We start from the raw sequence: 26209 nt of genomic DNA on the forward strand, positions 1-26209 counted from the left end.
TCACTTCTCCTTCTGCAGTACGGAGAGCGCGGCGATCAGCTCCGCCTGCGGCTCGGGGGTCACGTCGAGCGCCTCGAGCGGCGCGAGGCACCGGTCGCGCGCGGCGTGCAGGACACGGTCGACGCAGGAGAGGACCAGGTCGCCGCCCTTGTCGCGCAGGCGCAGGGCGGTCTGGGCGCCGAGCAGCTCCGCGAGGCGCTCCCCCGCCGGCCGGGCGCGGCGGCCACCGAGGAGGGAGGCGGCGAGGAGGGCGGCGACGGTCTCGGGGTCCGGCAGGGCGGTACGGGCGGCGGCGCGGGCCGCGCGGGAGCCGGTCGGGCGCTCCACGCCCCGTACCTCCTCCTCGGCGAGCTCTTCGAGGACGCGGCGCCAGCGGCGCACCTCGAGCCCGATGCGCTCGGCGGCCTCCCGGCCGCCGCCGTTCCCCGCGCGCAGCTGGGCGGCGGCGGGCTCGCGGCGGTGGGCGTCCCGTACGTGCTCGTCGGCGGCGGCCACCGCGCAGTGCAGGAGCGCGGCGAGGGACTCGGTCAGGGCGTCGAGCAGCTCCTCGGCGGTGCTGTCCCGGGGGTAGCCGCGCCAGCGGGTGCGGGCGTCCCCGGCCAGGACGGCGCCCCGGCCGAGCTCCTTGCGGACGCGGGCACCCTGCTCCCGGTAGGCGGCCTCGACGGCGCCCCCGAGCCGTACGGCCGCGGCGTACTGGGCGGCGACGGCGCCTGCCAGCTCGGGCAGGCGGGTGTCGAGGGAGTCGATGACGCCGGTCGCGGTGCGGCAGACGGCCTGCTGCCGGGCCGCCGGGTCCTCGGCCCGGTGCGCGAGCCAGGCGCGCAGCGCGGCGACGGCGCTCTCGGGCAGCAGCCCGCTGCCGCCCCCCGTGGACTCGGGCAGCTCGGGGATGGTGAAGCGCGGTACGTCGCCGAGGCCGGCCTTGTCGAGCAGGGCCTCGTACTGCCGGGAGACCTCGCCGATGACCTGGTGCGGGACGCGGTCGAGGACGGTGACGAGGGTGGCGTCGTACTCCTTGGCCGTACGCAGCAGGTGCCAGGGCACGGCGTCCGCGTAGCGGGAGGCGGTGGTGACCATGACCCAGATGTCCGCGGCGCAGATCAACTCGGCGGCGAGCAGCCGGTTCTCGACGACGAGGGAGTCGATGTCGGGCGCGTCGAGCAGCGCGAGCCCGCGGGGCAGCCCGGCGGCGGTCTCGACGCGCAGCGCGTTCTCCTCGGGCGGCTCGTCGGCGGGGTTGTCCTCGTCGGCCTGGGGCAGCCAGACGCGGGTGAGCTGCGGCAGGACGCGCATCCCGGCGAACCAGTGGTGGTCCTCGGGGTGACAGACGAGCACGGGCGTCCGCGTGGTGGGTCTGAGCACCCCGGCCTCGCTGACCCGCCTGCCCACAAGAGAGTTGACGAGCGTGGACTTCCCGGCCCCGGTGGACCCGCCGACGACGGCGAGGAGCGGCGCGTCGGGGTCCTTCAGGCGGGGCACCAGGTAGTCGTCGAGCTGCGCGAGCAGCTCCGCCCGGGTCTGGCGGGCGCGTGGGGCGTCCGGCAGGGGGAGCGGGAGACGCACGGCGGCGACTCGGTCGCGCAGGGCGGAGAGTGCGTCGATCAGCTGAGGCCGTTCGTCCAAGGTCACCACATGCGAAGAATGCCCAATTTATGAGTGTTTTTGAAGCGTATTGCGGCCCTGCGCGCCGAAGAGAAGGGCGGCGACCGGACGCCCAGGCATAACGAGTGCACAACACCCGCCCCGAGTGGCGTGAAAAGCGCTGCGCAAATCGCACCTGCCTGCGATTATCGTTCCGCTTCACCGAACCTCCACATCGTGTCACGCAGGTGAAGCGCCCGGGCCAAGGGGATCGGAGCCCTATCCTTGACCCGGCAAGGCCACACCCCACCCACCAGGGGCTCCTGGCCACACGGCCACCACCGGCCCCCGTAGCTCAGTGGATAGAGCAGGTGCCTTCTAAGCACTTGGCCGCAGGTTCGAGTCCTGCCGGGGGCGCTCCGCGACAGGCCCTCCTTCGGGAGGGCCTTTTTGCTGGTCAGGAGCGGTTTTCGGCCGATGGCCGGAGGGCCGGGGAGAGGGCCTTGGATGGCTGGACCTGTCCGGCTGAAACTGGCCAGGGGCGGCCTCTGGCGGCTGGTTTTCCCGAAAACTGCCCGAAGTTTTGGGATCGCCCGCTGCCCTGCCTCACTCCGACCGGCGTGCTCTCCTCGTCGATCAACCCCCGGCTGGATGACGGTGAGCCGCCCCTCGACTCCCGCCGGCAGGGTGGACCGGGGCACGGGGTGGGGCGAGGCAAGCGAGGAAGCGAAGATCGCGGCCAGGCCGTGCGGCACGCCGGCGCTGAAGCTGGCGCACCACAGGTACGGGTCCCCGACGACAGGCTACGAGCACGGCGAACCACTGGCCGTACGGGCCTGGGCACCCTCCAGCTCCGGGCCGCGGTCTCGGCCGCCCGCGCCGGCCGCGCGACCGAGGCGGAGGACCGGATCGGGTACGCGAAGGACGCCGCCGAGCGGATGGACGCGTACGCCGGGACGCCGGTGTACGACCGGCACTCGCTCACGTTCTCCGCCGGGAACGTGCAGATCCACGCGATCAGCGTCGCCCTGGAGATGGGCGAGCAGGGCAAGGCACTGGAGATCAACCGGCGTACGAGCCCGGAGCTGGTCGGTGCCCTGCCCAACTCCCGTCAGGGGCACCACCACATGGACATCGCACGGGCCTGGCTGTGGGACGGCAACCGGGACAAGGCCCTCGTCGAGCTGGAGACCGCCGAGCGGATCGCTCCCCAGCTCGTACGCAACCATCCCATCGCACGCTCGACCCTCCGCAGCATCGTCTACGCCGAACGGGCAGCGACGCGTGAGAAGTTGCGGCGCATGTCCGACCGCTTTCACCTGGACGGATAGGGGTCGTATTCCTCCGGCTCATATTCGGGGTCTTGGGCGTCCCTAGCTTCGAGGGCATGACCGGACGAAGCCTCCCCCATCTCCCCGCTCAAGGAGCCGAGTTGGGAACGGCGGCTCCCTTCCTCCCTCAGCTCGGCGACCTCGCCGCCGACACGGCCCGCGAGGGCCGTGTCGGTGTCGTGGTCACCCTCCCTGGTGAGGGCTCCGCCACCACCTACCACTTGTGCCCGCCCGGCGGCGGACCCGCCTGGTCCGCGCCGGCGGACGGCACGACACTGCGCCCGGTGCCTGCGCAGGCCACCCACGCCACTCTGCTGCCCGGTCGTGACGCGGTCTACGACCCGCGCGCCCGCCAGGGATCGGTGCCCGTGACGATCCACTTCGAGGACGGCTCGTCCTCCGAAGGGGCCCTCGTCCTCACTTCGGTCGAGCTTGAGCGGCTGTACGCGCAGACCTGCCGCCTTCTCGACAAGCACGAGGACGTCCTCGGCGAGACCTCGTAAACAGGGCCCGTCACCGCGTCTCTCGCCCCGCGCCCCGCACGGGGCCGGACCGCAGCGGCCGGATCGCCCTGACGTTCCTCGCCATCGCCGGTCTGACCGGGCCCTCCTGGGCGCTGCGTACCCAGGCCGTCCAGCTCCTCGACGCCACGGGCGACCGAGTGGCTGTGGCCGTGCCGGACATCGCCCTTCCGCCTCTCGCCACCGGCCGCTGAACGGCCCTCCGCCGAGGAGACCCGGAGCCTCCCCGCACCGCTCCCGCACCACTCGGCGGAGGGCGACCAGCCCCTTGAAACCCCACCACCCCTGACCACCTGCGCCCAGGAGGTTCTGATGGACCTTGTCCTTGCCCGTACGAAAGATGTCGACGCCGTCACCGTCCGTCCCGGCCGCCCGCTCGCCGGCACGGTCCGGGTGGACGGCTCGAAGAACGCGGCCCTGCCGCTGCTGGGCGCCGCCGCGTCCCTGGGCCGCGGGGTCCGCCTGTCCGGCGTCCCGGCCAGCGCCGACGTCCAGAGGATGCTCGGTCTGCTGGAGCAGGCCGGCTACCGCGTCGCCCGTCCGGTCGCCGAGCCGGGAGCCGTCATCGTCACGCCCCAGGAGCACCCCGACGAGGCGCCTGACCTGGCCGACGCCGCCCGGATCCGGGCCTCCTACTACCTGGTGGCGCCACTCCTTGCCGCCTACGGGCAGGCCGCCCTGCCCTGGCCCGGCGGCTGCCGGATCGGTGACCGCGGCATGGAACTGCACTTCACCGTCTACGAGGCGTTCGGCGACACCGTCCTGCTCGACGACACCGGATACCGCGTCCTGGCCGCCGCCCAGACCCGCGACAAGGTCGTCCTGACGCTGCCGTTCCGCTCGCGGGGAGCGAGCATCGCCGCGATCTGCCGTGCCGTCGTGGCCGACAGCCGCCTGGAACTGGGCAACCCCAACCTGTCCCCGGAGACCACAGGCGTACTCGCCGCCTTACGGTCCGCCGGATGGACGGCCCATGCCGACAGCGACAAGATCACGCTGGCCCCGCCGCCGGGCGTCCCGGCCGGGACCGTCGCCTGGACGGTTCCCGGTGACAAGATCGAGGCAGGCACGCTGGCCTGCGCAATCGCCGCCACCGGCGGTGAAGGCCGCGTCGAGGGCGTCGCCGGATCGGATCTCAAGGTGCTGGCCGACCTGCTGGACTGGGCCGGTATCCCCGTCTCCCTCGCCCCCGACGCGATCACCGTCCACCGGGCCCGCACCGTGAGCGGACGGCCTCTGCGGGCGGTCGCCTCGCTGACCCCGGACGGTCTGGACGCCGACTTCGAGCCCGCACTGATGGCCCTGGCCCTCACCCTGCCCGGCACCCACCTGTTCGCCGACGACATCAACCCCGGCCGCCACGGCAACCTCCTCCCCGAGCTCGCGAGGCTCGGGGCCGTGATCGAGGAACTCTCGCCCACCCGCTGCCGCCTGGCCGGCCCCCAGCGCCTGAACGGCACCGCGGTGAAGGCCACCGACATCCGCACCGGCTCCGCCCTCCTGATCGCGGGCCTCGGGGCCCGGGGCGCCACCACCGTCAGCGGCCTCGACCAGCTGCGTCGCGGCCACGCCGACCTGCCCGCCAAGCTCCGTATCCTCGGCGCCGACCTCACCGACGTACCGCGATGAGCAGGGCGTACGGCCAGATCGTGGCCACCACCGACCTGCACTCCGCCCTCGACCAGGCCCACAGGCTCCTGCCGCACCTGCACCACCTCAAGGCGACCTCGCTCATCGCCGACTGCGGCGACTTCTTCGAGGGCACCGGCTACTACCGCCTTGCGGAGCCCGTGGTCATGACCGCGCGGGGGCCGCGGTGGTCGATGATCCTACCGACGCGGATTCCGGCGATGCCGGAGACCACTAGGGCGAGCGAGAACGCCGCCATCGTGACGCCGTCGGACCAGCCGGTGGCGGCGGTGATCTGGGGGTTCAGGACGGGGAAGGCGTAGTAGACGATCCCCCAGCTGGTGATCTGCGTGGCGCAGAGCGCGGGCAGGACGGCGCGAGGCCGCGACCGGTCCCCAGTTCCGGTCGCGGCCTCGCGGGTGTGAAGGTGGGTCATCTGGCGATCAGCAGCAGCCACCGGCGGTGGCCGGTTCGCTCGCCTGGGCGTCGGCGGCGGCCGGGCTGGAACAGCACGTGCTGCTCTGCTGCTTGGCCAGGGTGTCGGCGTCGGCCTTGACGACGTACACCTCCCACGGCTCGCGGCCGGGGCCGTGGACCCACACCTTGTCCTGGAGGGCGTAGCAGCAGGTGGTGTCGTTCTCCTCCGTGGTGGCGAGACCTTCCTGGGCCAGCCTGGTGGTGGCGGCGTGGACGGCGTCGGTGGTGTCGACCTCGACGCCGAGGTGGTCCAGGCGGGTGTCCTCGCCGTCGGCGCCTTCGATGAGGACGAGCTTGAGAGGCGGTTCGGCGATGGCGAAGTTGGCGTAGCCGTCGCGGAGCTTGGCCGGCTCGGTGTCGAAGAGCTTGGTGTAGAAGGCGACGGATGCCGAGAGATCGGGGACGCGCAGGGCGAGCTGTACACGAGTCATGACGAACCTCCTGCTGTGGGTGTGTGGTGGGGCGGGTCAGCAGCCGCCGGAGGTGGCCGGGGAGCCGACGCCGAGCTGGATGAGGGCCGGGGCGGGGGCGCAGCAACCGCCACCATCGGCCGCCTCGTCGGTCTGGGGCTGGTCGAAGAGGCCGGCGCCGCCGCACACTCCGGTCTCCGGCAGGACGAGTTCGACGCGCTCGGCCGACTCCCGGTCCCCGGCGATGGCGGCGACGACGGAGCGGACCTGCTCGTAGCCGGTGAGGGCGAGGAAGGTCGGGGCTCGGCCGTAGGACTTCATGCCGACGAGGTAGACGCCCTCCTCGGGGTGGGAGAGCTCGTTGACGCCGTGCGGGTAGACCGTGCCGCAGGAGTGCTGGTTGGGGTCGATGAGCGGGGCCAGCTCGACGGGGGCCTGGAGGCGCTCGTCGAGGCCGAGGCGGAGTTCGGAGAGGAAGGACAGGTCGGGGCGGAAGCCGGTCAGGACGATGACTTCGTCGACCGGGTCGAGCCGGCGGCCGTCCTCGGCCACGAGGATCAGGCTGTCGCCGTCTCGCTCAATCGCCTCCGTACGGAAGCCGGTCACGGCGTCGGCGTGGCCCTCGTCGACCGCGGCCTTCGCCGCGAGACCCAGGGCACCTCGGGCGGGGAGCTGGTCCGCCGCACCGCCGCCGAAGGTGGAGCCGGAGATGCCCCGGCGCAGGATCCACACGGCCTTCGTCCCCGCGCCGTCCTCTGCCTTGGCCAGCTCGGCGAGGGAGGCAAGGGCGGTGAACGCGGAGGCGCCGGAGCCGATGACGGCGGTGCGCCGGCCCGCATAGCGGGCGCGGACGGACGGGTCCTTGAGGTCGGGGACGCGGTAGGTGACGCGGTCGGCGGCGGCCTTCTCGCCGAGGGCGGTGAGGCCGGACGCCCCTGCCGGGCTCGGGGTGGACCACGTGCCGGAGGCGTCGATCACCGCGCGGGCGAAGAGCCGCTCCTCACGTCCGTCGGCGTGGGCGACGTGGACGACGAACGGCTGGGCCTCGCGGTCGGCGTCGACGATGCGGTCGCGGCCGGCGCGCGAGACGCCGGTGACGGTGGCGCCGGTGCGGACGCGGTCGCCGAGGACGTCGGCGAGCGGCTGGAGGTACTTCTCCGCCCAGTCACCGCCGGACGGGTAGGTCTTCGCGTCGGGCTTCACCCATCCGGTGGGGGCCAGGAGCTTCTCGGCGGCCGGGTCGGTGACCTCGCCCCAGGTGGAGAAGAGTCGGACGTGTGCCCACTCGCGTACCGCCGCACCAGCCGCCGGTCCGGTTTCCAGGACCAGCGGTTCGAGGCCGCGCTCGACGAGGTGGGCGGCGGCGGCCAGGCCGGCGGGCCCGGCCCCGATGACCACGACGGGCAGCTGGTCGGTGGCGGTGGTGTTCACGACGATTCCCCTTTGTTTCGACATCCGTCGATCTCTTGCGCTGCCAGCATGACACTTGGATCGATACTCGTCAACATAGACATTCATCGAAATGGACTGGGACCCTCGGGCACCCCTGGGCGACTGCTTCGACATGTGTCAACATAGATGCATGTCGAATGTCACCGCGCTGCCGCTCCCTGAGCCCGAGGTCGCCCCCTGCTGCCCGCCGCTCACCGAGCGCCCGCTGAACGCCGAGGAGGCCGAGCGGACCGCGAAGATGTTCAAGGCCCTCGGCGACCCGGTCCGGCTGCGCCTGTTCTCCGCGGTCGCCTCGCACGAGGGCGGGGAAGCGTGCGTCTGCGACATCTCCGACGTCGGCGTCTCCCAGCCGACCGTCTCCCATCACCTGAAGAAGCTGAAGGAGGCGGGTCTCCTCTCCTCCGAGCGGCGCGGGACCTGGGTCTACTACCGCGTCGAACCCGCCGTCCTCGCCGCCATGGGCGCGCTCCTCACCAGGGCTGCCGCCGCGTGACCGCCTCCACCATCGTGGTCCCGCTCGCTGCGGAGCACGCCGACGAGGTCGTCGCGATCTACCAGGCCGGCATCGACGAGGGAAACGCCACCTTCGAGACCGCCGCCCCCACCTGGGAGCAGTTCGACGCGGCCAAGCTCCCCGAGCACCGCTTCGCCGCCGTCGACGAGACCGGGCGTGTACTCGGCTGGGTCGCCGCCACCAAGGTCTCCGACCGGTGCGCGTACGCGGGCGTCGTCGAGCACTCCGTCTACGTCCACCCCGACGCCCGGGGCCGGGGCATCGCCTCCGCGCTTCTGAAGGCGCTCATCGACTCCACCGAGGCGGCGGGGATCTGGACCATCCAGTCCGGCATCTTCCCCGAGAACGCGGCCAGCCTCGCCGTCCACGCCCGTGCGGGCTTCCGGGTCATCGGCACCCGCGAGCGCATCGGCCGCCACCAGGGCCGCTGGCGCGACACCGTCCTCGTCGAACGCCGCAGCCCCCATATCGACTGATGGGCGTCAGCCACCCTCGCCGAGGGTGAGCTGGCGCTGGTGGAAGTCGAAGTGCCGGGTGGGATACCGGTAGAGGTCCGCGAGGGTCATGAAGTCGCTGAAGAACGGGTCCCATCGGACCGGATAGTGCATCCCTCGCGCCAGATCGCGTTCGGACTCCTTCGCGAGCCGCCGCGCCAGCGAACCGGTGATCCAGTCGAACGCCGTGCCCATCCTGCGGGGCCCGACCACCTTCACCGCCCCGCACGGCCCGAGGTAGTTGATCACGTCAAAGGGCCGCGTTCCCGCGTCAAGCACGCGGGCGAATGCCTTGCTCGCGCCCCGGGGCAGGCGTCCGAAGCCGCGTACGAGGAACAGCAGGACGCGGGTGACGAGGTAGCCGAAGAGCATGTGCCACAGCAGCTGCCGATTGGTCCAGCGGGTACCGCTGGTCGGACGGGCGAGGTCGGACGGCGTGGCCCCGTCCAGGAGAGCGTGGAAGGTCCGGCGGGCCGTGGCGTAGCCGTCGAGGACGCCCTGCCGGTCGAGCAGGAACGACCATCTGGCATCACACCACTCCCTTCGGAGCCCGAGTCCCCCAGGGTCTGGATGATTCCCGCCAGGATCACCACAGAACCCAGGTCCTCACCTGCGCTGCGGACTCACACGACGCCGAGCAGGCCGGCGATCTGCCGGGCGGCTTCGCGTGCCGGGCGGCCGACGCCGATGAGGGTGGCGGAGGCCGGGCCGGTCCAGTCGCCGTAGCCGAGGAGGTGGAGGCGGGGTTCCCCGATCGCCTGGGTACCGGACGTGGGGATGTGACCTCGGGGGCCGCGCAAGCCGAGTGGGGCAAGGTGGGAGAGGGCTGGGCGGAAGCCGGTGCACCAGACGATCGCATCGGCCTCGGCGGTCATACCGTCGGCCCACTGCACCCCGGTCGGAGTCAGACGGGTGAACATCGGCTGGGCCTTGAGCAGGCCGGCGTCCCGCGCCGCTCGGACGGGCGGGACCGCGACGATGTCGCCGAGTGAGGCCACGCCCCCTGTGTCCGTACGGCCTTCGTCGAGGGCGCGGCGGCGGGCGGTGGCGTGGTCGAAGAGGGCGCGGCCGTCGATGTCGTCGGCGAGATAGCGCGGCTCGCGCAGGGTGACCCAGGTCAGATCGGTGTCGTACGCGAGGTCGGCGGCGATCTGGGCGCCGGAGTTGCCACCACCGACCACGATCACCTTCTGTCCGGCGAAGTCGCGCGGGCTGGCGTACTCGACCGTATGGAGCTGGGCGCCCCGGAACTCCGTACGGCCGGGCACGGCGGGCACGAACGGGCGCGACCAGGTGCCGGTGGCGCTGACGACCGCCCGCGCCCGCCACGTACCGGAGTCGGCCTCGACGCGCAGGAGTTCGCCGTCGCGGTGCACACCGGCCACCCGTACGGGACGGCGGACGGGGAGTTCGTAGCGCTCCTCATAGTCCGTGAGGTACGAGACGACGTGGGCGGCGTCCGGGTACGTCTCCCCCGGCTGCGGCGGCATGAGCCGGCCCGGCAACGAGGAGAAGGCGGCCGGGGAGAACAGGTGGAGCGAGTCCCAGGTGTGCTGCCAGGCCCCTCCCGGAGCGGCCTGAGCGTCGAGGACGACGAAGCCCAGGCCGAGGCGGCGCAGGTGGTAACCGGCGGCGAGACCTGACTGGCCGCCGCCGATCACCACCACGTCCACGACCTGGGTCACTCGGCGTCCGTCTTCCCGCGCATGAAGATGACCGCGACCAGCGCCAGGCCCACGACCACTCCGATGATCTGCATGCCGATGAACGCGGGGACCGAGGCCGGGGCGATGCCCGCGAAGGTGTCGGTGAACGCGCGGCCGATCGTCACCGCCGGGTTGGCGAAGGACGTGGACGAGGTGAACCAGTAGGCCGCGCCGATGTACGAGGCGACCGCGACGGGCGCGAAGCGGAGCCGGTCCGTACGGGCCAGGCCGAAGATCAGCAGGATCAGGCCGGCCGTCGCGACGACCTCGCCGAGCAGGAGGTTTCCGGCTGAGCGGTCGTGCGTGGACCACTTCACCAGCGGCTCGCCGAACATCGCGTCCGCGAGCACCGCGCCCGCGATTCCGCCGACGATCTGCGCCGGGACGTAGACGGCGAGTTCACGGCCCGTGACACCCGCGCCGCCCCGGCGGGCGGTCCACCACTCGGCCAGGCTGACCGCCGGGTTGAAGTGCGCTCCGGAGACCGGCCCGAGGAGGGCGATCAGGACGCCGAGGCCGAAGACAGTGGCGGTGGAGTTGGCGAGGAGCTGCAGCGCCACGTCGTCGGTGAGCTGGGTGGCCTGGATGCCGGAGCCGACCACGATCGCCACCAGGGCGGCGGTGCCGACGAGCTCGGCGGCGGCCCGGGCGGCGAGCGGGGTACGGGGCGGGGTGGCGCCGGGTGCGGGCTGCGGCGTCGGGCCGGTGGCTATGGCGTCGCTCGCAGCGGGCTCGGTGGCGGTCACGGGCGGGTACTCCTCGGCAGGTGAGGCACAGGGGGCGGGGTCAGGGGCAGGAACGCTTGAAGTTCGCCTCGGCGGTCAGGCGCGCGGTCTGCGCGAGGGCGGCGAACTGATCGGCGAGCTGCTCGATGACGTCCGGCTTGAGCCGGTAGTAGGTGAACCTGCCGCACGGCTCGGTCTCCACCACTCCGGCCTCGCGCAGCACTCTCAGATGGTTGGAGAGGTTGGTCTGCTTGGCACCGGTCTCTTCCACCAGGTGGGTGGTGCACAGCGTCTCGCGGGCGAGCAGGGTCACGATCTGGAGGCGCAGGGGGTCGCCAAGCACCCGAATCAGATCAGCATCGACTGACGTCATCATGGACTGATAATCTCATATCACCCGGAGCTGATACCAGCCTGGGCTGACCTCTAGAACCCGCCGAAGGGGGTTCTCGCCATGGCCGCGTCCTCGCACCCGGTCCTTCCCGACGAACGTCTCGCGGCCGGTGTCGCCCGCCTCGCCGTGCGCCATCAGGGCCGGTACTCCGTGGAGACGGTACAGCGGCTGTTCGCCGACTCCTACGGGCAGCTCGCCGCGAACGCGCACGTCCGCACCCACCTGGTGGTGCTGACGGAGCGGTTCGCCACCGAGCGCCTGGACGCACTCGCGCACGTCGAGAACCCGACTGCGGGCGACGGTCGACCGCGCGTGCTGTTCGTGTGCAGCCACAACGCCGGCCGCTCCCAGCTGGCGGCAGCCCTACTCGCGCATCGCGCAGGCGACGGCGTGATCGTCTCCTCCGCTGGCACCCACGCTTCCGGTGCCGTCGACCCGCACGTCGTCCAGGCGCTCACCGAGGCCGGCGTCGCGCTCGACGACGTCTACCCCAAGCCGCTGACCGACGAGGTCATCCAGGCCGCCGACATCGTGATCACCATGGGCTGCGGCGACGCCTGCCCCGTCTTCCCCGGCCACCGTTACCTGGACTGGCCGGTCCCCGACCCCGACGGCGCCCCGATCGCCGTCGTGCGCGAGATCCGCGACGCCCTCGACGCCCGGATCACCGCCCTGCTGGACACCCTGCCGTCCGGCTCCTGAGCCTTTCCGTCCCCCGCACCATCCCTGCCCTCAAGGAAGAACCGATGACCGCTCCGCTCGCCTCCGTGCTCTTCGTCTGCGTCCACAACGCCGGCCGCTCCCAGATGGCCGCCGGCTTCCTGCGCCACCTCGCCGGAGACCGCGTCGAGGTCCGCTCCGCGGGCTCCCTCCCCGGCGACCAGATCAACCCCTCCGCCGTGGCCGCCATGGCCGAGCTGGGCATCGACATCTCCGACCAGAAGCCGAAGGTCCTCACCACCGAGGCCGCCCAGGCGTCCGACTACATCATCACCATGGGCTGCGGCGACGCCTGCCCGTACTTCCCCGGCAAGACCTACCTCGACTGGACCCTCGAAGACCCAGCCGGCCAGGGCGTCGAGGCCGTCCGCCCCATCCGAGACGAAATCAAGACCCTCATCGAGGGCCTCATCGCCGACATCGACGCCAAGAAGGCGTGACCGGCGTGACCGACACCGACCAGACCAACGGCATACGCGACGTCGTCATCATCGGCTCCGGCCCCGCCGGATACACCGCAGCCCTCTACACCGCCCGCGCCCAGCTGAAGCCCCTGCTGTTCGGCAGTTCGATCTTCGTCGGCGGCTCCCTCACCACGACCACCGAGGTCGAGAACTTCCCCGGCTTCCCCACCGGCATCGACGGCCCCGACCTCATGGACAACATGCGAGCCCAGGCCGAACGCTTCGGCGCCGAGCTGATCGACGACGACATCGTCGAGGTCGACCTCACCGGCGACATCAAGCTCCTGACCGACTCCGCCGGCACCGTCCACCGCGCGAAGACGGTGATCATCGCGACCGGCTCCGGCTACCGCAAGCTCGGCCTCCCGAACGAGGACGAGCTCTCCGGCCGCGGTGTGTCCTGGTGCGCGACCTGCGACGGGTTCTTCTTCCGCGACCGCGACATCGTCGTGGTCGGCGGCGGGGACACCGCCATGGAGGAGGCCACCTTCCTCACCCGCTTCGCCCGCTCGGTCACCGTCGTCCACCGCCGCTCGACCCTGCGCGCCTCCAAGGCCATGCAGAACCGCGCGTTCGCCGACGACAAGATCTCCTTCGCCTTCGACAGCGAGATCGCCGAGATCAAGTCCGAGAACGGCATGCTCTCCGGCGTCGTCCTGCGCGACACGTTCACCGGCAACACCCGCGACCTCGACGCCACCGGCCTGTTCATCGCCATCGGCCACGACCCGCGCACCGAACTCTTCACCGGCCAGATCGACCTCGACGACGAGGGCTACATCCAGGTGGAGTCGCCTTCCACCCGCACGAACATCCCCGGCGTCTTCGCCGCTGGCGACGTCGTCGACCACACCTACCGCCAGGCCATCACCGCCGCCGGATCCGGCTGCCAGGCCGCCCTCGACACCGAGCGCTACCTCGCCGCCCTCTCCGACAAAACCCCGGCCGCGGTCACGGCCTGACCGACACCGTTCCGGCCCGACGCTGCTGAAGCGGCGGGCCGGGACTGCAGTGGTCCTGCAGTTGCGGCTGTCCGGCCCGCCTGTGCGCCCCTGCGCACTTGCGTGATCCGGTCCCCGAATCCGTACCTTCGCAAGGTTCGTGAGGCGCCCGTGCGAGCCGTAGGGGACTCATTGAAGCCTGCCAAGAAGGTACTTCTGGACCTCGACACGTCGTCGAACATCTCCGTCCGCTCCAACGAAGAACTGCTCGGCAAGGTGCGTTCCGTGATCGCCGCGGACGACAAGACGCGCAAGGAGAAGGGCGACGAGCCGCTCCGCCGCAAGCCGCACCTGTCCGAGATCCCGCGCAGCGAGCTCGACCGCCAGACGCGCGTGTCCCTATGGGACGTCCTCCATACGCTCGCCCGCGCGACAGCGCTGTCATGGAAGGGTGCGGGACGGGGGCTGGCCGAACACTGGGGAGCCCTGAAGTACAGCCAGGCGCTGGCGGGCGGGGCCGACTCCTTCCTGGGATTGAGCGAGGAGGGGCGGCAGATCGCGGAGCGGTACAAGAACCTGCAGTCGCACGAGCTCGGTATCGGCTTCGCCCTCACGCTCGCCAAGACCCTGCTGGGGCGCAAGTACCCCGACCACTCCGTGAGCATCATCCCCGCCGACACGGCCTTACGCGGAGGCTGGGCCCTGACCAGCAGGGACAAGGGGAACAAGGTCGGATATCGCTATCGGCCGCAGTACTTCGCAGAGGTCTGGCGCCCCGGCGAGCCGTCCCTGGTGGTCCCCGTCGTCTGCAAGGGCAACCACAGCAACGCCTCGGTCTCCGTCGACCAGCTCGCCTCCGCATCCGTCCACGCCGAAGGCGTACACATCGGCGAGTGGAACGAGACCCCGAGTCTGCTGTTCAGCACGGAGCTGCCCACGGGCGGGACCGTGACCGTCCATGCGGTGCAGGCCAAGGGCCGGGGCGGGTGGCTGGCCGGGCCCTCCGGGGAGACCGAAGCCAACCTGGACGCGGGCCCGCGACATGAGAACGTCATGCCGGGCATTCAGCCGCCGCGCACGGGCGACGTGATGCCCGAACCCGTGCCGGGCTGCCACGTGACGCCGGAGTACTACACGTGGTTCCAGGAGACCGTCGGTCTGACGGCGGCAGCCGAGCTCATGGCCTTCACCGGGTCCGGCCGGGCGACCGCGGGTTATCTGACCGAACGGCAGGGACACAAGCGGTTCGAGGGCTTCGAGCATGCCGCTGCCGGCAGCGTCCAGGACATCAGCCACGAGCTCCTCGGGGACACCTACGCAGGCACCGACCACGTATTCCGGCTCAACGGCCCCCGCGTCGAGGCGTTCTCCGGGGTGGACGCGAAGCTCTTCGAACTCCTCGCCAAGGGGCAGGTAGAGGAATACCGCGCCCGCGTGCACGCGGCCCGGCACACCCGCCCGCGGCTCGCCTGGGACGAGAAGTGGGGCGGCCCCGTCTCCGTACACGCCGACGGATCCGTCCTCGCCATGCGCCTCCTGCCCGGCCAACGACGGGCCCGCCGCTAGTTGCCCAGCCCTGTGGCCCGGGACAGGCCGCAATGCCGCCCCCGGCCGCAGGGCCCCGAGCTTCCAGAACTCTCAGTGACGAACGGTTACGGTATGGCGTCAGCGGATCACCATGGATCACCGTCGTCCGGAGGCTGTCCTTGCTTCGTCTCAGCGCACTCGCCGCCACTGCGGCCCTCCTCCTCTGCGGAACTCCCGCTCAAGCCATGGACGGGCCGGAGGAACTGACTGTGATGTCGAACGAGCAGTACGAGGAGATGCTCAGCGGTCGGGGGCGGCCCACCACACCGAGTGAGGCGGCGCCCCGTACCGACGGCGTGGCGTTCACCTCGGCGGCGCCGGGCTGGGCCACGGTGAAGTTCAACAGCATGGACCGACGGGGCAAGGTGGTACCGACCCGCGTCGGAAACAGCGTGCTGGGCTGGAAGCACTTCTCCGGGCCGCACAACATCACGAACCCCGACGTCATCAAGAAGATCATCGGTGGCACGAGCAACCCGGCGACGAGCAGGGACCAGCCGCACAGGCTCGTCTACGACGGTGCCCTCGTCGCCACGGGCGGACTGCTCGATCCGCCCCGCAAGATCGCCAACATCCGCATCATCGTCCAGTACCACTGGCAGACGGCGGACAGGCGATACTCGCTCAGCGACAGGAACGCCAAGATCGGCGTCATCACGGCGTACTGCCGCAACGTCCCCCGCAACCGCTGCCCCGACAAGGTCAACCAGGCATGACCGAGAACCTGCCGCCGGAGTGGGACGACGAGGGACTGGTGGACCTGCACCGCATCTTGATGTGGCAACTGCTCTGCTTCACGTCGTCGCCGCTTTCGGGTGCCACCGACGCGGGACTCGTGCGTGGTGTCCTGCTGCCGCCGGGACGACGAGGTGTCACCCGGGTCGTACTGTGGGACGGCCACCGGCTGGAAGCCTCCATGGCGTACGACCTGCCTCTGATCCACCCGCAGGGCGACAACATCCCCTGGACCTATCTCATCGCAGCACTCCGCCAGGTCCTCGTCCATCCCCCCGCGCCCGACAGCACCGACCCCGTGGGCATCCCGTTCGCCGACGCCCGCCGGCACGTGCTCGACGTCCTCGGCCACATCACGTTCGGCCTCGGGGACGCACTCCACTCCGCCGCCTCGATGCTTCAGCCCCAGGATGATCCGGAAGACAGCGGCCGCCTGCGACTGGACGGCTTCCTGCTGCAGGACCATGCCACCGCGCGCCTGTACGTCACCACACCCGGCACCGCCGGCCTACTCGGACTCGACGTCTCCCTCCGCGACGACAACGGCCGCGTACGTGTCGGCAACACCGCCCTCATGGCCGCACTGCCCTCACTCGTCCCCGACGAACTCGACAGCAACCCCTCCCCCGCCCAGGACCCCTACGCCCCCGCCGGCGTCTACGACTTCACCCACTGGTGAGATACCCGCACCAGCGACTGACCGTCCCGAAAACACCCGAAGTTCTCGGGACGGGCCAGCGCCCCACCGCATTCGCCCAGGTCAGAGCCACCCCACTCCCCCATCCACCAAGTGCCTTCTCAGCACTTGGCCGCAGGTTCGAGTCCTGCCGGGGGCGCTGCGCGACAGGCCCTCCTACGGGAGGCCCTTTTTGCTGGTCGGGGTGGTTTTCAGTCGGTGGTGGGGGCGTCAGGGAGAGGCCGGGATGGCTTGATCCGCCCGGCTGAGACCGGCCAAGGGCGCCCTCCGGCGGCCGTTCGGCCCGAAAACGGCCCGAAGTTTTGGGCCGCCCACTGCCCGCCTCACTCCGTCCCACCGCCCTTCTCTGCCGCTCCAAGGAGATGCCGGCAGAGAGTCCGCGAGCGAGAACCGCCTCGGCCTTCCCACCAGGCGGACCACCTCATCGACCTCCCCCCGCTTCCCGCCTCCGGCCAGTGGTACGTGAGTGCCTCGTGGGCCCAGCAGACGAACTGCGAGATCGACCTCGTCGCCTTCGTCCTCGACGAGGACGAGCAGGTCTCCAGCGACGGGGACTTCGTCTTCTACAGCGCGCCGGAAAGCCCGGACGGGGCCACCCGTCTCCTCTGCGACGGCCCGACCGAGCAGACCATCGCCGTCGACCTCGCGGCACTGCCTCCCGCCGCCCACAGGATCGCGATCGCCGCCGCCATCGACGGTGCCGCCACCTTCGGGGACATCGGAGCCGTCCGGATGACCCTCGCACCGGGCATCGACGCTCCGGCCACGACCCAGGCCACTCTGGACGCCGCCACCAGCGAACGCACCCTGCTCCTCGCCGAGATCTACCGCCGTGGCCCACGATGGCGCTTCCGCGCCGTCGGCCAGGGCTACGACCACGGCCTGGAGACCCTCGTACGGGGATACGGCATCGACGTGGAGTAACCCTCAGCACCCGCCGAGGGGCGAGGAGCGGCCCCGTACATCGGTCGGCGGAAACCGAGGGGGACACCGGGCTCCCTGGCGCCGAGAGCGCTTCGACCTCGCGCTGGGGTCCAGCTGCTCAACTGCGCCGAGGACCTCGCCACCGTGGAGCGGATGTGCCGCAACGTGCACCGGAGCCTGCGGCCCGGCGGGGAGTTCTTCCTGCTCGACCCGACGGTCTCGTTCGTCGCGCTGCGGCCGCGCCGCGAGGTGTACGAGACGTGTCTGCGGGCCGCCGGGTTCGGCGAGGTGACGTGGGTGCCGCTGGAGGTGTCGGGGGCGGGCGTGCGGGAGTTCGGCGCGGACTTCTGGGCGGACTTCCGTGCCAACCCGCCGCTGGAGACGCTGCGCCGCCGCGCCTGACGGGGCGTCCGGTTGTCAGTGGTGGCCGCTAGGTTCGGGTCATGAAGAGTTGGATCGACGCCCGGGTGGGGGACGCGCACCGGGGCCGTGAGGTGAGTCTCGTCTTCGTCCGGGGGCTGTCCGCCGGCGCCTTCGCCGAGGGGCTCGGCGGGCTGCGGCGCGAGGTGCTGGAGACGGGGTCGGGCGGCGGCTGGTTCTGGGCGGTGCACGAGATGTGCGCACCGGAGACCGGTGACTTCGAGACCGCGGACTACCGCCCGCTGTACGGGGACGGGGACGGGGTCGAGGTGGTGGTGTTCGTGGTGGAGCCGTGCAGCGCGAGGGCGCACCCGCCGAACTTCACGTACCTGAGGGGCGGCCGGTGCGTGCTGCACTTCTCGTTCGAGGACCTCGCCGAGCGGGTCGGGGACAACCCCGACCACCTCTCGCCCGAGCTGCTGGAGGCCGGGCTGATCGGTCCCGGCACGGTGTGCGACGTCGACGACGACGAGGACGGGCACGACTGCGACGAGCACGAGCGGGACGACGACGTCCTGGTGCGGACGATCGCGGCCTTCTTCGGGCTGCCGTCGCCGCCGCTCGCGGCCTCGGTGGCGGCGGGCACGAGCACGGGGGTTCCGGGATGAGCCTGTTGGCGCCGGACACGTTCGTCACGTTCTCCCGGGGCATGGACGCCCGGCTGCTGCACCGCCTGGTGGCGGAGGCCGGGCGGCCGGTGCGGGCGGTGGGAGAGGACGGGGGCTGGGCGTGGGTGGAGCAGGACGCGTACGTGGGGCCGGAGGAACAGGGGGCCGCGGAGCTGGCCCGGGACCTCACGGGATACCGGTTCCGGGAGCTGGTGGGCGGCCGGGCGGAAACGGTGTTCCTGGCGTCGACGCCGGCGTGCGCGTGCCCGGAGGGCCGGTACTACGCGATACCGCACTGCGCGCGGCACCCGTTCCAGTTCTCCCACCACCGCGGCGGCTTCGAGCAGCTGTACCTCAACCTGGGCGGCGGCCGGGAGTCGCGGCGCGGCGGCCCGTGGGCCGACCGTCCGCTGCGGGAGTTCCTGGCGGCGGGGCTGGTCGGCCGGGAGACGCGGTACGCGACGGAGCCGGGGTTCAACGAGGACGGGGCGGTGGCGCTGGGCGTCCTCGTGCGCCTCTTCGGGCTGCCCTCGGCGGCCTTCCGGGGGGAGGGAGCGGACCCGGACGGGGCCGCCCCGTAGGGCGGCCCCGGCGGTGGGGGTCAGAGGCCGCCGGTGTAGAGCAGCCGGTTCGGCGAGGTCGGGCTGACGGCCTTGACGGCGTCCTTGGTGGACGTGTTCCCGAGCCAGTCGGCGACGTCGGCGCCGGTGGCGTTGGGGTGGGCGCCGAGGTAGAGGGCGGCGACGCCCGCGACGTGCGGGGAGGCCATGGAGGTGCCGTTGAGGGCGACGCTGCCGCCGCCCATCTTCGCGGAGAGGATGTCCTGGCCGGGGGCGTACAGGGAGAGGCAGGGGCCCCAGTTGGAGAAGTAGGTCTCCTCGTCCTCTCGGTTGGTGGCGCCGACGGTGAGGGCTCCGTCCGCACTGGCGGGTGAGGTCGCGCAGGCGTCGACGGCGCTGTTGCCCGCGGCGACGACGGGCAGGACCCCGGTGGCGTACAGGGCGTCCGTGGCGGCGTTGACGGCGAGCGACCTGGCGCCGCCGAGGGAGGCGTTCATGACGGCCGGCTTGACGGCGTTCTTGGCGATCCAGTCGAAGCCGGCGATGATCCCGGCCCAGTCGCCCGTGCCGTCGCAGCCGAGGACGCGGACGCTGACCAGGGACGCCTTGCGGGCGACGCCGTAGGTGCTGCCGGCGACGGTGCCGGCCACGTGGGTGCCGTGGCCCTGGCAGTCGGCGCCGTTCAGGCCGTCGCCCACGGCGTCGAAGCCGAAGGAGGCCCGGCCGCCGAACTCCTTGTGGGTGTAGTCGATGCCGGTGTCCAGGATGTACGCCCGTACTCCGGCGCCGTTGCCGGCGGTGGTGAACTGCTGGTCGAGCGGCAGGGCGCGCTGGTCGACGCGGTCGAGGCCCCAGACCTCCGTGGGGCCGAGGGCCCGCCCCTCGGTGCCCTGCGCGAGGGCCCGTCCCCCGGTGGCGTAGGCGGCGACTTCGGCGTTCTGCTCGACGGCGCTGACCAGGGGCGAGGTGCGGACGTAGGAGAGCTGCTCGGCGGTGAGGGTCGCCGCGAAGCCGTTCAGTACGGTGCCGTACGTGAAGGAGGCCTTGCCCAGCTGCGGGACCCGGGTGGTGAAGGCGGCGGCGTCCGCCCCGTCCTTGAGGGTGACGATGTAGCTGTTGGGGACCGCGACGCCCGCCGAGCGGGTCACCGGGACCGGCTCCTGCCGTTCCGGTGCGGCGGCGGCGCCGGGCGTGGTCGCCAGCGGGGCGAGGATCAGCGGGAGGGCGGCTGCGGCGCAGCGCGCGAGCAAGCGCATGGGGGTGCTCCAGGGGTGGGTCGGTCGGGACCGGCCGCCCGCACCGGTGCTCTCCCGGCAGCCCGGCGGCCTCTGACCGCTTCGGCACGCACGCGGGTGCGCCCGAGTGCCGGGACCGCCGATCGGCCCACACTCGTCCGATCGGGAAACCGCAGTTCACCAGGGGTCGCCCGGTCGGTCCGAGGGGAGCGCAGAAAGGATTTCTCGCCGCCCGTGCGGGGCCGGGGGCCCGTTCCGGGACCCCGCGGCGCCGATTTCACCCGGGAGGCTCGTCACGCGGCGCGTCACTCAGGAGGCCCGGGCGAGGCGGTTCGCCGCGAACTGCTCCGGGGACCAGGAGACGGACCAGACGTCCAGGGCCGGGTCGCCGGTGAGGATCGCCGACTGGAGGTTCTGGAGCCGGGGGCAGGGCTCGACGCCGAGCTCGTGGTTGAGGACGGACCGCAGGCGGTGGAAGGCCTCCAGGGAGCGGCCTACGCGGCCGGCCCGGTAGAGGGCGATCATCAGGTACGCGCAGAGGTTCTCGTTCATCGCGTTCCTGGCGACCACGCGGGTCAGTTCGCCGAGCAGGTCGGCGTGGCGGCCGAGGGCCAGGTCGGACTCGATGCGCCGTTCCAGGGCGCCGAGCCGGCTCTCCTCCAGGGAGACGGCCTCGATCTCCAGGACGCTGCCCTTGCGGACGTCCACGAGCGCGGGGCCGCGCCACAGCTGGAGGGCCTGGCGCAGTTCCTCGGAGGCGCGGCGGTGGTCGCCGGCCTCGGAGGCGGCGCGGCCCGCCCGTACGCGGCTCTCGAAGACGGAGACGTCCGTCGTGCAGGCGTCCTCCTCCAGGAGGTAGCCGCTGTGACGGGTGCTCAGGATCTGCCGGACGCCGGGGCGGTCGCCGTCGGCCGCCGCCAGCGCGTTGCGCAGCTGGAGGACGTACGTCTGCAGGGTGGTGGCGTGGCTGCGCGGGGGGCGGTCGCCCCACAGCTCCTCGATCAGCGCCGGGACGGTGACGACCCGGCCCGCGTTGAGCGCGAGCAGGGCGAGGACCTGGCGCTGCTTGGGCGCGCTGGCCGTCACCGGCGTCTCGTCGAGGTGCAGGGACAGCGAGCCGAGCAGCCCGACGCTCAGCTGTCCGGGCTGCCGCCCGACGTTGACGGGGTCGTACCTCTTGGGGCCTTCGGACATATCCGTTCCTCCAGGCATCGCACCTATCGATCTCGGTTTCCAGCATGCCGAGAGGGCCGGAACTTGCCCACTGAGCTGCACATCTATCCGATGTGAAGAATTCACACGGCGAACGTGAATCGGTGCATGGCGGCCCCCGCGGCCCGAGTTGGAAACTTCGAGCACCGCGGCGCCGACCGCCGCGGAAGACGGACGAGAGAGGCGACGACATCATGCAGATCCAGATCACCGCCAGCGCCGACGACCTGATCATCGAGAACCTCGACGGTGCCACCTGTGCCGCCGACGACCCCACCGGATGGTGCTTCATCCTCACTCCGGTCGCGGTCGCGGCTCAGTAGAGGACGGTCGCACGTCATGCGTGTGGACACACGACCGATCGGATTCCGGCGCCACCTGAGGGCCGAGATCGTCCCGGGAGAGGCCGTCTACCTCGTCTCGCCCCGGGGGACGACCGCCCTCTCCGGCAAGGCCATCCAGAAGGTGGCGCCGCTGCTCGACGGGTCGATGACCCTGACCGAGCTGCGGGAGGCCACGGAGTTCCCCGCGGAGCAGCTGGACGGCATGCTCGACCGGCTCACCGCCGCGGGTCTCGTCGGTTTCCACACGGGTCCCGAGGACGCCGCCGCCGGCGCGTACTGGGACATGGCCGGGGTCGGCGGTCCCGCGGACGCGGAGGTGTCCGTCGTGGCGTTCGGCGGTGCCGACGCGGCGGCGGCCGAGCGGGCCTGCCGGGCGGCGGGGCTGAGCTGCGGCCCGGACGCGCCCTTCACCCTGGTCGTCTGCGACGACTACCTCGATCCGGCGCTCGCCGCGTTCAACGCGGCGCGGCTGGTGGACGGCCGGCCGTGGCTGCCGGCGAAGCCGCACGGGGCGCAGCTGTGGGTCGGTCCGGTGTTCCGCCCGGGGGCGGGTGCCTGCTGGTCCTGTCTGGCGGTACGGCTCCGCTCGCACCGGCGCGGGGAGTCGCACGTGCGGCGCGCGCTCGGGCTCGCGGGTCCGGTGCGGGTGCCGGACGCCTCGCTGGCGGCCACGCGTGAACTGGGGCTGCAGACGGCGGCCCTGGAGGCGGCGAAGTGGCTCGCGGGGCTGCGCGACGAGCACCAGGACGCGCTGTGGACGCTGGACACGCTGACCCTCGCGGCGAGCCACCATCCGGTGGCGTCGCGGCCGCAGTGCCCGGAGTGCGGGGACGCGGGTCTGGTCGCGGAGCGGGCGCTGCGGCCGGTGGTGCCGGTGTCCCGGCCGAAGGGCGTGGCCGGGGGGAACGGTCACCGGGCGCTGTCGGCGGAGCGGATGTGGGAGCGGTACGGGCATCTCGCGGACCCGGTCACGGGGATCACGGACCGGGTGGTGCGCGATCCGCGGAGCCCGTCGTTCCTGCACTGTTACCGGTCGGGGCCGAACCTGGCGCTGCCGGAGGCCGGTCTGGCCGCGCACCGTGCGGGGCTGCGCATGCAGAGCGGCGGCAAGGGGCGGACGGACGTGGAGGCGCGGGTCAGCGCGCTGTGCGAGGCGGTCGAGCGGTACAGCGCGACGCGGTTCGGTGACGAGGCGACGGTGCGCGGGAGTTACCGCGCGCTCGCGGGCCGGGCGGTGCACCCGGGCGACTGCATGCTGTTCGACGAGCGGCAGTACGCGGAGCGGGAGCGGTGGAACGCCTCGGGTTCTCCCTTCACGTACGTGCCGGAGCGGTTCGACGAGGACGCGGAGATCGAGTGGACGCCGCTGTGGTCGCTGACGGGTGGTGAGCACCGGCTGCTGCCGACGGCGCAGCTGTACTTCGGCGGGGACGCGGTCGCCTCGGTGGTGGCGGACTCGAACGGGAACGCGGCGGGGGGCTCCGTGGAGGACGCGGTCCTCCAGGGCTTCCTGGAGCTGGTGGAGCGGGACGCCGTGGCGCTGTGGTGGTACAACCGCACGCGGCACGCGGCGGTGGACCTGGCGGCGTTCGGTGACCCGTGGGTGGCGGCGCTGCCCGCCCGCTTCGCGGAGCTGGGGCGTGCGGTCTGGGTCCTCGACCTCACCGCCGACCTGGGCGTTCCGGTGATGGCGGCGGTGTCGCGGCGGCTCGACGGGCCCGCCGAGGACATCATGCTGGGCTTCGGGGCGCACCTGGATCCCGCCGTGGCGCTGAGCCGGGCGGTGACGGAGCTGGGTCAGATGCTGCCGTCGCTGCCGTCGGGTTCGGAGGGGTACGCGCCGGGGCTTCCGGCGCACCTGCTGGGCTGGCTGCGGGGGGCGCGGGTCGCCGACCAGCCCTATCTGCTGCCGGACGCGGAACTGCCCGCGCGGACGCCGGAGTCGTACGGGTACGTGGCGCGGGCCGATCTCCGGGAGGACCTGGACCATCTGTGCGCGCTGGCCCGGGAGGCGGGTCTGGAGGTGCTGGTCCTGGAGCAGACGCGGCCCGATCTGGGGCTTCCGGTGGTGAAGGTGGTCGTACCGGGGCTGCGGCACTTCTGGGCGCGGTTCGCGCCGGGCCGCCTGTTCGACGTTCCCGTGCGGCTGGGGAGGCTTTCCGCGCCGACGCGTTACGAGGATCTGAACCCGGTCCCGCTCTTTCTTTAACTGTCCTGTGAATCAGTTGAATTGACGAACCTTCTCGGCCAACGCGTCTGAAAAAAGGGAATTGTGCTCATGACAAGGTGATGCCTGGTCTGTAAGATCATCGGCGGTATTCAAGGGGGGGATGCCCGGGCGTTCGCCTGTGCTCTCTGTCACCGCAGGTATGACCAGGAGGCACGCGCCGATGCCCGACGTACCCCGAACCGGCGGACGGGACGACGAGTCCGGCCCCCAGACCCCGCGCATGGCCCTGTTGGTCACCCTCGGCGTACTCGGCGGACACACGCTCGTGACCGTCCTGAACGTCCTCGGCGCGCAACCGAGCGCCGCCCAGCTGGCGATCCTGGCGCTCTCCCTGGCGGTCCTCCTTCCCCTTCAGTACGCGCACTCCCTCCGCTACCCCCATACCTGGCCCGTACACGTCCGCGTTCTCACGCTGTCCGGGCAGGCCGTGGTCACCTACCTTCCGCTGCTCTGGCTCGGTATGCCGTGGGGGGCGATGACCGGTCTGCTCGGCGGATCGGTGCTGCTCACGGTGCTCGGCCGGCTCCGCTGGCTGCTCCTCGCACTCGTCACCGGGGCCATCGTGCCCATCGTCGTGGCACTCGCCGGGCCGGGCGTCGCCCTGTACAGCCTCGGGGTGACGCTGCTCGCCAGCCTGATCATCTACGGCGTCAGCTCGCTCGCCGGGCTCGTCACCGAGCTGCGCGAGACCCGGCGCGAACTCGCGGGCATGGCCGTCGTCCAGGAGCGCCTGCGGGTCGCCGGCGACCTTCACGACCTCCTCGGCTACAGCCTCTCGGCGATCGCCCTGAAGAGCGAGCTCGGCTACCGGCTGCTCCCCTCCGCGCCCGACCGGGCCAGGTCCGAGGTGGCCGGGGTCCTCGGGATCGCGGGCGAGGCCCTCGCCGACGTGACCCTCGTCGCGACCGGCTACCGCGACATGTCGCTGGCCGCCGAGGCGGAGTCCGCCCGCTCCGTCCTCGCCGACGCCGGGATCGAGACCGTCACCGACGTGGGCTGCGGCCCGCTCCCCAAGGAACTGGACACCGTCCTCGCCATCGTGCTGCGCGAGGCCGTGACCAACGCGCTGCGGCACAGCAAGGCCGAGCACTGCGAGATCGGCGCGGTCCGCGAGGGCGACACGGTGACCCTGCGGATCCGCAACGACGGCGTCGGGGAGACCAGCCGGGACACCGTCGCCGGGGGCGGCAGCGGCCTCGGCAACCTGGCGACCCGGCTGACCGGCGTGGGCGGTGAGCTCACCGGCCGGCCCACCGGCGACGGCTGGTTCGAGGTCCTGGCGCACGCGCCCGTCGGCGCGGCGGGGACGCCGGGCGGGGACGGCGCGGCCCGGGACGCCGACGGAAAGCCGTACGCGGGCGCGGAGACGTACGAAGCCGGCGCCGACGCCCGTACGGGATCCGGCGCCGGGGAGCGGGAGCCCGCCTCCAAGCACTGGGCGGTCCGGATGGCCCGGACCATGCTCGTCGCCGTCCTGGTCGGCTACACGCTCATCACCGTCATCAACGCCGCCGCCGTCGCCGGGTCGGGCGCCGGGATGCTCGGCTTCCTCGGCTGCTTCGCCGTCGTCGTCACGCTCCAGGCCCTCCACTCGCTGCGCCGCCCGCGCACCTGGAAGGTGCGGACCCGGGCGCTCACCCTCGGGGTCCAGGGCCTCGCCACGTACGCTCCGCTGCTCTGGCTCTCCGGCCCGTGGGGCTCGATGGCCGGATTCTTCGCCGGGTCGTTGCTGATCGCGACCCGTCGGGCCCCGCGTTTCTGGCTCTACGCCGCCGCCATCGGGGCGGTGGTCCCGGCGGCGATCGCGGCTGGAAATCCCCTGTACGACGTCGTCTACTTGACGGATTCCTCGCTCGTGGCGGGACTTGTCCTCTACGGTTTCACGGCGCTGTACCGGCTGGTAACCGAGCTGCACGAGGCCCGCGGGGCGCTCGCTCGACTGGCCGTCGACCGCGAGCGGCTGCTCGTCGAGCGCGACCTGCACGAGGTGCTCGGTTCCAGCCTCTCCACCATCACCATGAAGTGCGCGCTCGTCCACCGGCTGCTGCCCGCCCATGCGGAGCCCGCCCGGGACGAGTTGACCACCGTGCTCGAACTCTCCCGTCAGGCCCTCGCCGACGTCCGGCTCGTGGCGCGCGGCTACCGGGCGCAGGCGGGCCCGCAGGAGACGCCGGAGCACCGGCGCTCTTTGCCGGAGCTCGACACTTCCCTGACGGAGGAACCACCCCTCACACTGCAGCAGGAGGACGCCGCCATCTGATAATCCATGGGCATTCGGGTCGATGGATGCCCATT

At 72.0% G+C, this 26209-nt stretch carries 26 protein-coding genes, 2 tRNA genes and 3 pseudogenes; 21 read left to right on the top strand and 10 right to left on the bottom strand.

Going from position 1 to position 26209, the window contains the following annotated elements:
- Positions 1 to 1626 carry a dynamin family protein gene (locus tag ACWDVG_RS01445; protein WP_451695018.1) on the bottom strand — a complete coding sequence of 542 codons (1626 nt, stop codon included), beginning with the start codon at positions 1624 to 1626 and terminating at the stop codon, positions 1 to 3.
- A 302-nt stretch (positions 1627 to 1928) separates the two neighbouring features.
- Between ACWDVG_RS01445 and ACWDVG_RS01450 the strand changes: the two genes are divergently transcribed.
- The 5 genes and pseudogenes from ACWDVG_RS01450 to ACWDVG_RS01470 form a co-directional block, all read left to right on the top strand.
- Positions 1929 to 2001 (top strand) — tRNA-Arg (locus ACWDVG_RS01450).
- 384 nt (positions 2002 to 2385) lie between these two features.
- Positions 2386 to 2915: pseudogene (locus ACWDVG_RS01455) on the top strand (helix-turn-helix domain-containing protein); the annotation flags it as partial.
- Positions 2916 to 2971: 56 nt separating this feature from the next.
- The gene (locus ACWDVG_RS01460) at positions 2972 to 3418 is read left to right on the top strand and encodes a hypothetical protein (RefSeq protein ID WP_451695021.1); all 447 of its coding nucleotides are present in this window, start codon (positions 2972 to 2974) and stop codon (positions 3416 to 3418) included.
- A gap of 330 nt (positions 3419 to 3748) precedes the next feature.
- Positions 3749 to 5065: a UDP-N-acetylglucosamine 1-carboxyvinyltransferase gene (locus ACWDVG_RS01465; protein ID WP_451695022.1), complete on the top strand. Its 1317-nt coding sequence runs from the start codon at positions 3749 to 3751 to the stop codon at positions 5063 to 5065.
- Positions 5062 to 5232 (top strand): annotated as a pseudogene (locus ACWDVG_RS01470) (bifunctional metallophosphatase/5'-nucleotidase); the annotation flags it as partial. The gene ACWDVG_RS01465 and the pseudogene ACWDVG_RS01470, both read left to right, overlap by 4 nt.
- On the opposite strand, the pseudogene ACWDVG_RS01475 reads toward ACWDVG_RS01470, so the two are convergent.
- The 3 genes and pseudogenes from ACWDVG_RS01475 to ACWDVG_RS01485 form a co-directional block, all read right to left on the bottom strand.
- Positions 5220 to 5501 (bottom strand): annotated as a pseudogene (locus tag ACWDVG_RS01475) (MFS transporter); the annotation flags it as partial. The pseudogenes ACWDVG_RS01470 and ACWDVG_RS01475 sit on opposite strands and share 13 nt — an antisense overlap.
- A 7-nt stretch (positions 5502 to 5508) precedes the next feature.
- A complete protein-coding gene (locus ACWDVG_RS01480; protein ID WP_451695024.1) occupies positions 5509 to 5973 on the bottom strand; it encodes an ArsI/CadI family heavy metal resistance metalloenzyme in 465 nt (154 codons plus the stop codon).
- A gap of 36 nt (positions 5974 to 6009) precedes the next feature.
- A complete protein-coding gene (locus ACWDVG_RS01485) occupies positions 6010 to 7407 on the bottom strand; it encodes an NAD(P)-binding domain-containing protein (protein WP_451695026.1) in 1398 nt (465 codons plus the stop codon).
- Positions 7408 to 7534: 127 nt separating this feature from the next.
- On the opposite strand from ACWDVG_RS01485, the gene ACWDVG_RS01490 reads away from it, so the two are divergent.
- Entirely contained in the window at positions 7535 to 7897 is a 363-nt protein-coding gene (locus ACWDVG_RS01490; RefSeq protein ID WP_451695028.1) for an ArsR/SmtB family transcription factor, read from the top strand.
- Positions 7894 to 8394 (top strand): N-acetyltransferase family protein, encoded by a 501-nt coding sequence (locus ACWDVG_RS01495; RefSeq protein WP_451695030.1) that lies wholly within the window; start codon positions 7894 to 7896, stop codon positions 8392 to 8394. Before ACWDVG_RS01490 ends, ACWDVG_RS01495 begins: the two co-directional genes overlap by 4 nt.
- A 6-nt stretch (positions 8395 to 8400) precedes the next feature.
- Here ACWDVG_RS01495 and ACWDVG_RS01500 read toward each other — a convergent pair whose 3' ends face one another.
- The 4 genes from ACWDVG_RS01500 to ACWDVG_RS01515 form a co-directional block, all read right to left on the bottom strand.
- Complete coding sequence (locus ACWDVG_RS01500; protein ID WP_451695108.1) at positions 8401 to 8925, bottom strand: DinB family protein; 525 nt, start codon at positions 8923 to 8925, stop codon at positions 8401 to 8403.
- Positions 8926 to 9035: 110 nt separating this feature from the next.
- Entirely contained in the window at positions 9036 to 10097 is a 1062-nt protein-coding gene (locus ACWDVG_RS01505; protein ID WP_451695032.1) for an ArsO family NAD(P)H-dependent flavin-containing monooxygenase, read from the bottom strand.
- The gene (locus ACWDVG_RS01510; protein ID WP_451695034.1) at positions 10094 to 10864 is read right to left on the bottom strand and encodes an aquaporin; all 771 of its coding nucleotides are present in this window, start codon (positions 10862 to 10864) and stop codon (positions 10094 to 10096) included. Before ACWDVG_RS01510 ends, ACWDVG_RS01505 begins: the two co-directional genes overlap by 4 nt.
- A 40-nt stretch (positions 10865 to 10904) precedes the next feature.
- Positions 10905 to 11219 (bottom strand): ArsR/SmtB family transcription factor, encoded by a 315-nt coding sequence (locus ACWDVG_RS01515; RefSeq protein ID WP_451695036.1) that lies wholly within the window; start codon positions 11217 to 11219, stop codon positions 10905 to 10907.
- A gap of 78 nt (positions 11220 to 11297) precedes the next feature.
- On the opposite strand from ACWDVG_RS01515, the gene ACWDVG_RS01520 reads away from it, so the two are divergent.
- From ACWDVG_RS01520 to ACWDVG_RS01570, 11 genes are all read left to right on the top strand, one after another.
- Positions 11298 to 11939, top strand: coding sequence for an arsenate-mycothiol transferase ArsC (locus ACWDVG_RS01520; RefSeq protein WP_451695038.1), 642 nt, complete (start codon positions 11298 to 11300; stop codon positions 11937 to 11939).
- Positions 11940 to 11983: 44 nt separating this feature from the next.
- Complete coding sequence (locus ACWDVG_RS01525) at positions 11984 to 12397, top strand: arsenate reductase ArsC (protein WP_451695040.1); 414 nt, start codon at positions 11984 to 11986, stop codon at positions 12395 to 12397.
- A gap of 32 nt (positions 12398 to 12429) precedes the next feature.
- Positions 12430 to 13383, top strand: a complete 954-nt coding sequence (gene trxB / locus ACWDVG_RS01530) for a thioredoxin-disulfide reductase (protein WP_451695110.1) — start codon at positions 12430 to 12432, stop codon at positions 13381 to 13383.
- Between the two features lie 171 nt (positions 13384 to 13554).
- Positions 13555 to 14928, top strand: a complete 1374-nt coding sequence (locus tag ACWDVG_RS01535) for a hypothetical protein (RefSeq protein ID WP_451695042.1) — start codon at positions 13555 to 13557, stop codon at positions 14926 to 14928.
- Positions 14929 to 15161: 233 nt separating this feature from the next.
- Positions 15162 to 15665 carry a hypothetical protein gene (locus ACWDVG_RS01540; protein ID WP_451695044.1) on the top strand — a complete coding sequence of 168 codons (504 nt, stop codon included), beginning with the start codon at positions 15162 to 15164 and terminating at the stop codon, positions 15663 to 15665.
- Complete coding sequence (locus tag ACWDVG_RS01545) at positions 15662 to 16363, top strand: hypothetical protein (protein WP_451695046.1); 702 nt, start codon at positions 15662 to 15664, stop codon at positions 16361 to 16363. Before ACWDVG_RS01540 ends, ACWDVG_RS01545 begins: the two co-directional genes overlap by 4 nt.
- Before the next feature lie 74 nt (positions 16364 to 16437).
- Positions 16438 to 16520: transfer RNA gene (locus tag ACWDVG_RS01550), tRNA-Arg, on the top strand.
- Positions 16521 to 16843: 323 nt separating this feature from the next.
- A complete protein-coding gene (locus tag ACWDVG_RS01555; protein ID WP_451695048.1) occupies positions 16844 to 17305 on the top strand; it encodes a TerD family protein in 462 nt (153 codons plus the stop codon).
- Between the two features lie 153 nt (positions 17306 to 17458).
- Positions 17459 to 17707 (top strand): hypothetical protein, encoded by a 249-nt coding sequence (locus tag ACWDVG_RS01560; protein ID WP_451695050.1) that lies wholly within the window; start codon positions 17459 to 17461, stop codon positions 17705 to 17707.
- Between the two features lie 41 nt (positions 17708 to 17748).
- The gene (locus tag ACWDVG_RS01565) at positions 17749 to 18333 is read left to right on the top strand and encodes a hypothetical protein (RefSeq protein WP_451695052.1); all 585 of its coding nucleotides are present in this window, start codon (positions 17749 to 17751) and stop codon (positions 18331 to 18333) included.
- Complete coding sequence (locus tag ACWDVG_RS01570; RefSeq protein ID WP_451695054.1) at positions 18330 to 18914, top strand: hypothetical protein; 585 nt, start codon at positions 18330 to 18332, stop codon at positions 18912 to 18914. Before ACWDVG_RS01565 ends, ACWDVG_RS01570 begins: the two co-directional genes overlap by 4 nt.
- A 20-nt stretch (positions 18915 to 18934) precedes the next feature.
- Here ACWDVG_RS01570 and ACWDVG_RS01575 read toward each other — a convergent pair whose 3' ends face one another.
- Together ACWDVG_RS01575 and ACWDVG_RS01580 are read right to left on the bottom strand one after the other, a co-directional pair.
- Positions 18935 to 20149 carry a S8 family peptidase gene (locus tag ACWDVG_RS01575; RefSeq protein ID WP_451695056.1) on the bottom strand — a complete coding sequence of 405 codons (1215 nt, stop codon included), beginning with the start codon at positions 20147 to 20149 and terminating at the stop codon, positions 18935 to 18937.
- Between the two features lie 288 nt (positions 20150 to 20437).
- Complete coding sequence (locus tag ACWDVG_RS01580) at positions 20438 to 21322, bottom strand: AfsR/SARP family transcriptional regulator (RefSeq protein WP_451695058.1); 885 nt, start codon at positions 21320 to 21322, stop codon at positions 20438 to 20440.
- A 212-nt stretch (positions 21323 to 21534) separates the two neighbouring features.
- Between ACWDVG_RS01580 and ACWDVG_RS01585 the strand changes: the two genes are divergently transcribed.
- The 3 genes from ACWDVG_RS01585 (at position 21535) to ACWDVG_RS01595 (ending at position 26174) form a co-directional block, all read left to right on the top strand.
- Positions 21535 to 21663 carry a hypothetical protein gene (locus tag ACWDVG_RS01585; RefSeq protein ID WP_451695060.1) on the top strand — a complete coding sequence of 43 codons (129 nt, stop codon included), beginning with the start codon at positions 21535 to 21537 and terminating at the stop codon, positions 21661 to 21663.
- Positions 21664 to 21679: 16 nt separating this feature from the next.
- Complete coding sequence (locus tag ACWDVG_RS01590) at positions 21680 to 23893, top strand: TOMM precursor leader peptide-binding protein (protein WP_451695062.1); 2214 nt, start codon at positions 21680 to 21682, stop codon at positions 23891 to 23893.
- A 181-nt stretch (positions 23894 to 24074) separates the two neighbouring features.
- Positions 24075 to 26174 carry a histidine kinase gene (locus ACWDVG_RS01595; RefSeq protein WP_451695064.1) on the top strand — a complete coding sequence of 700 codons (2100 nt, stop codon included), beginning with the start codon at positions 24075 to 24077 and terminating at the stop codon, positions 26172 to 26174.
- The last annotated feature ends 35 nt before the right edge of the window (positions 26175 to 26209 follow it).

This window comes from Streptomyces sp. NPDC003327, assembly GCF_053589515.1.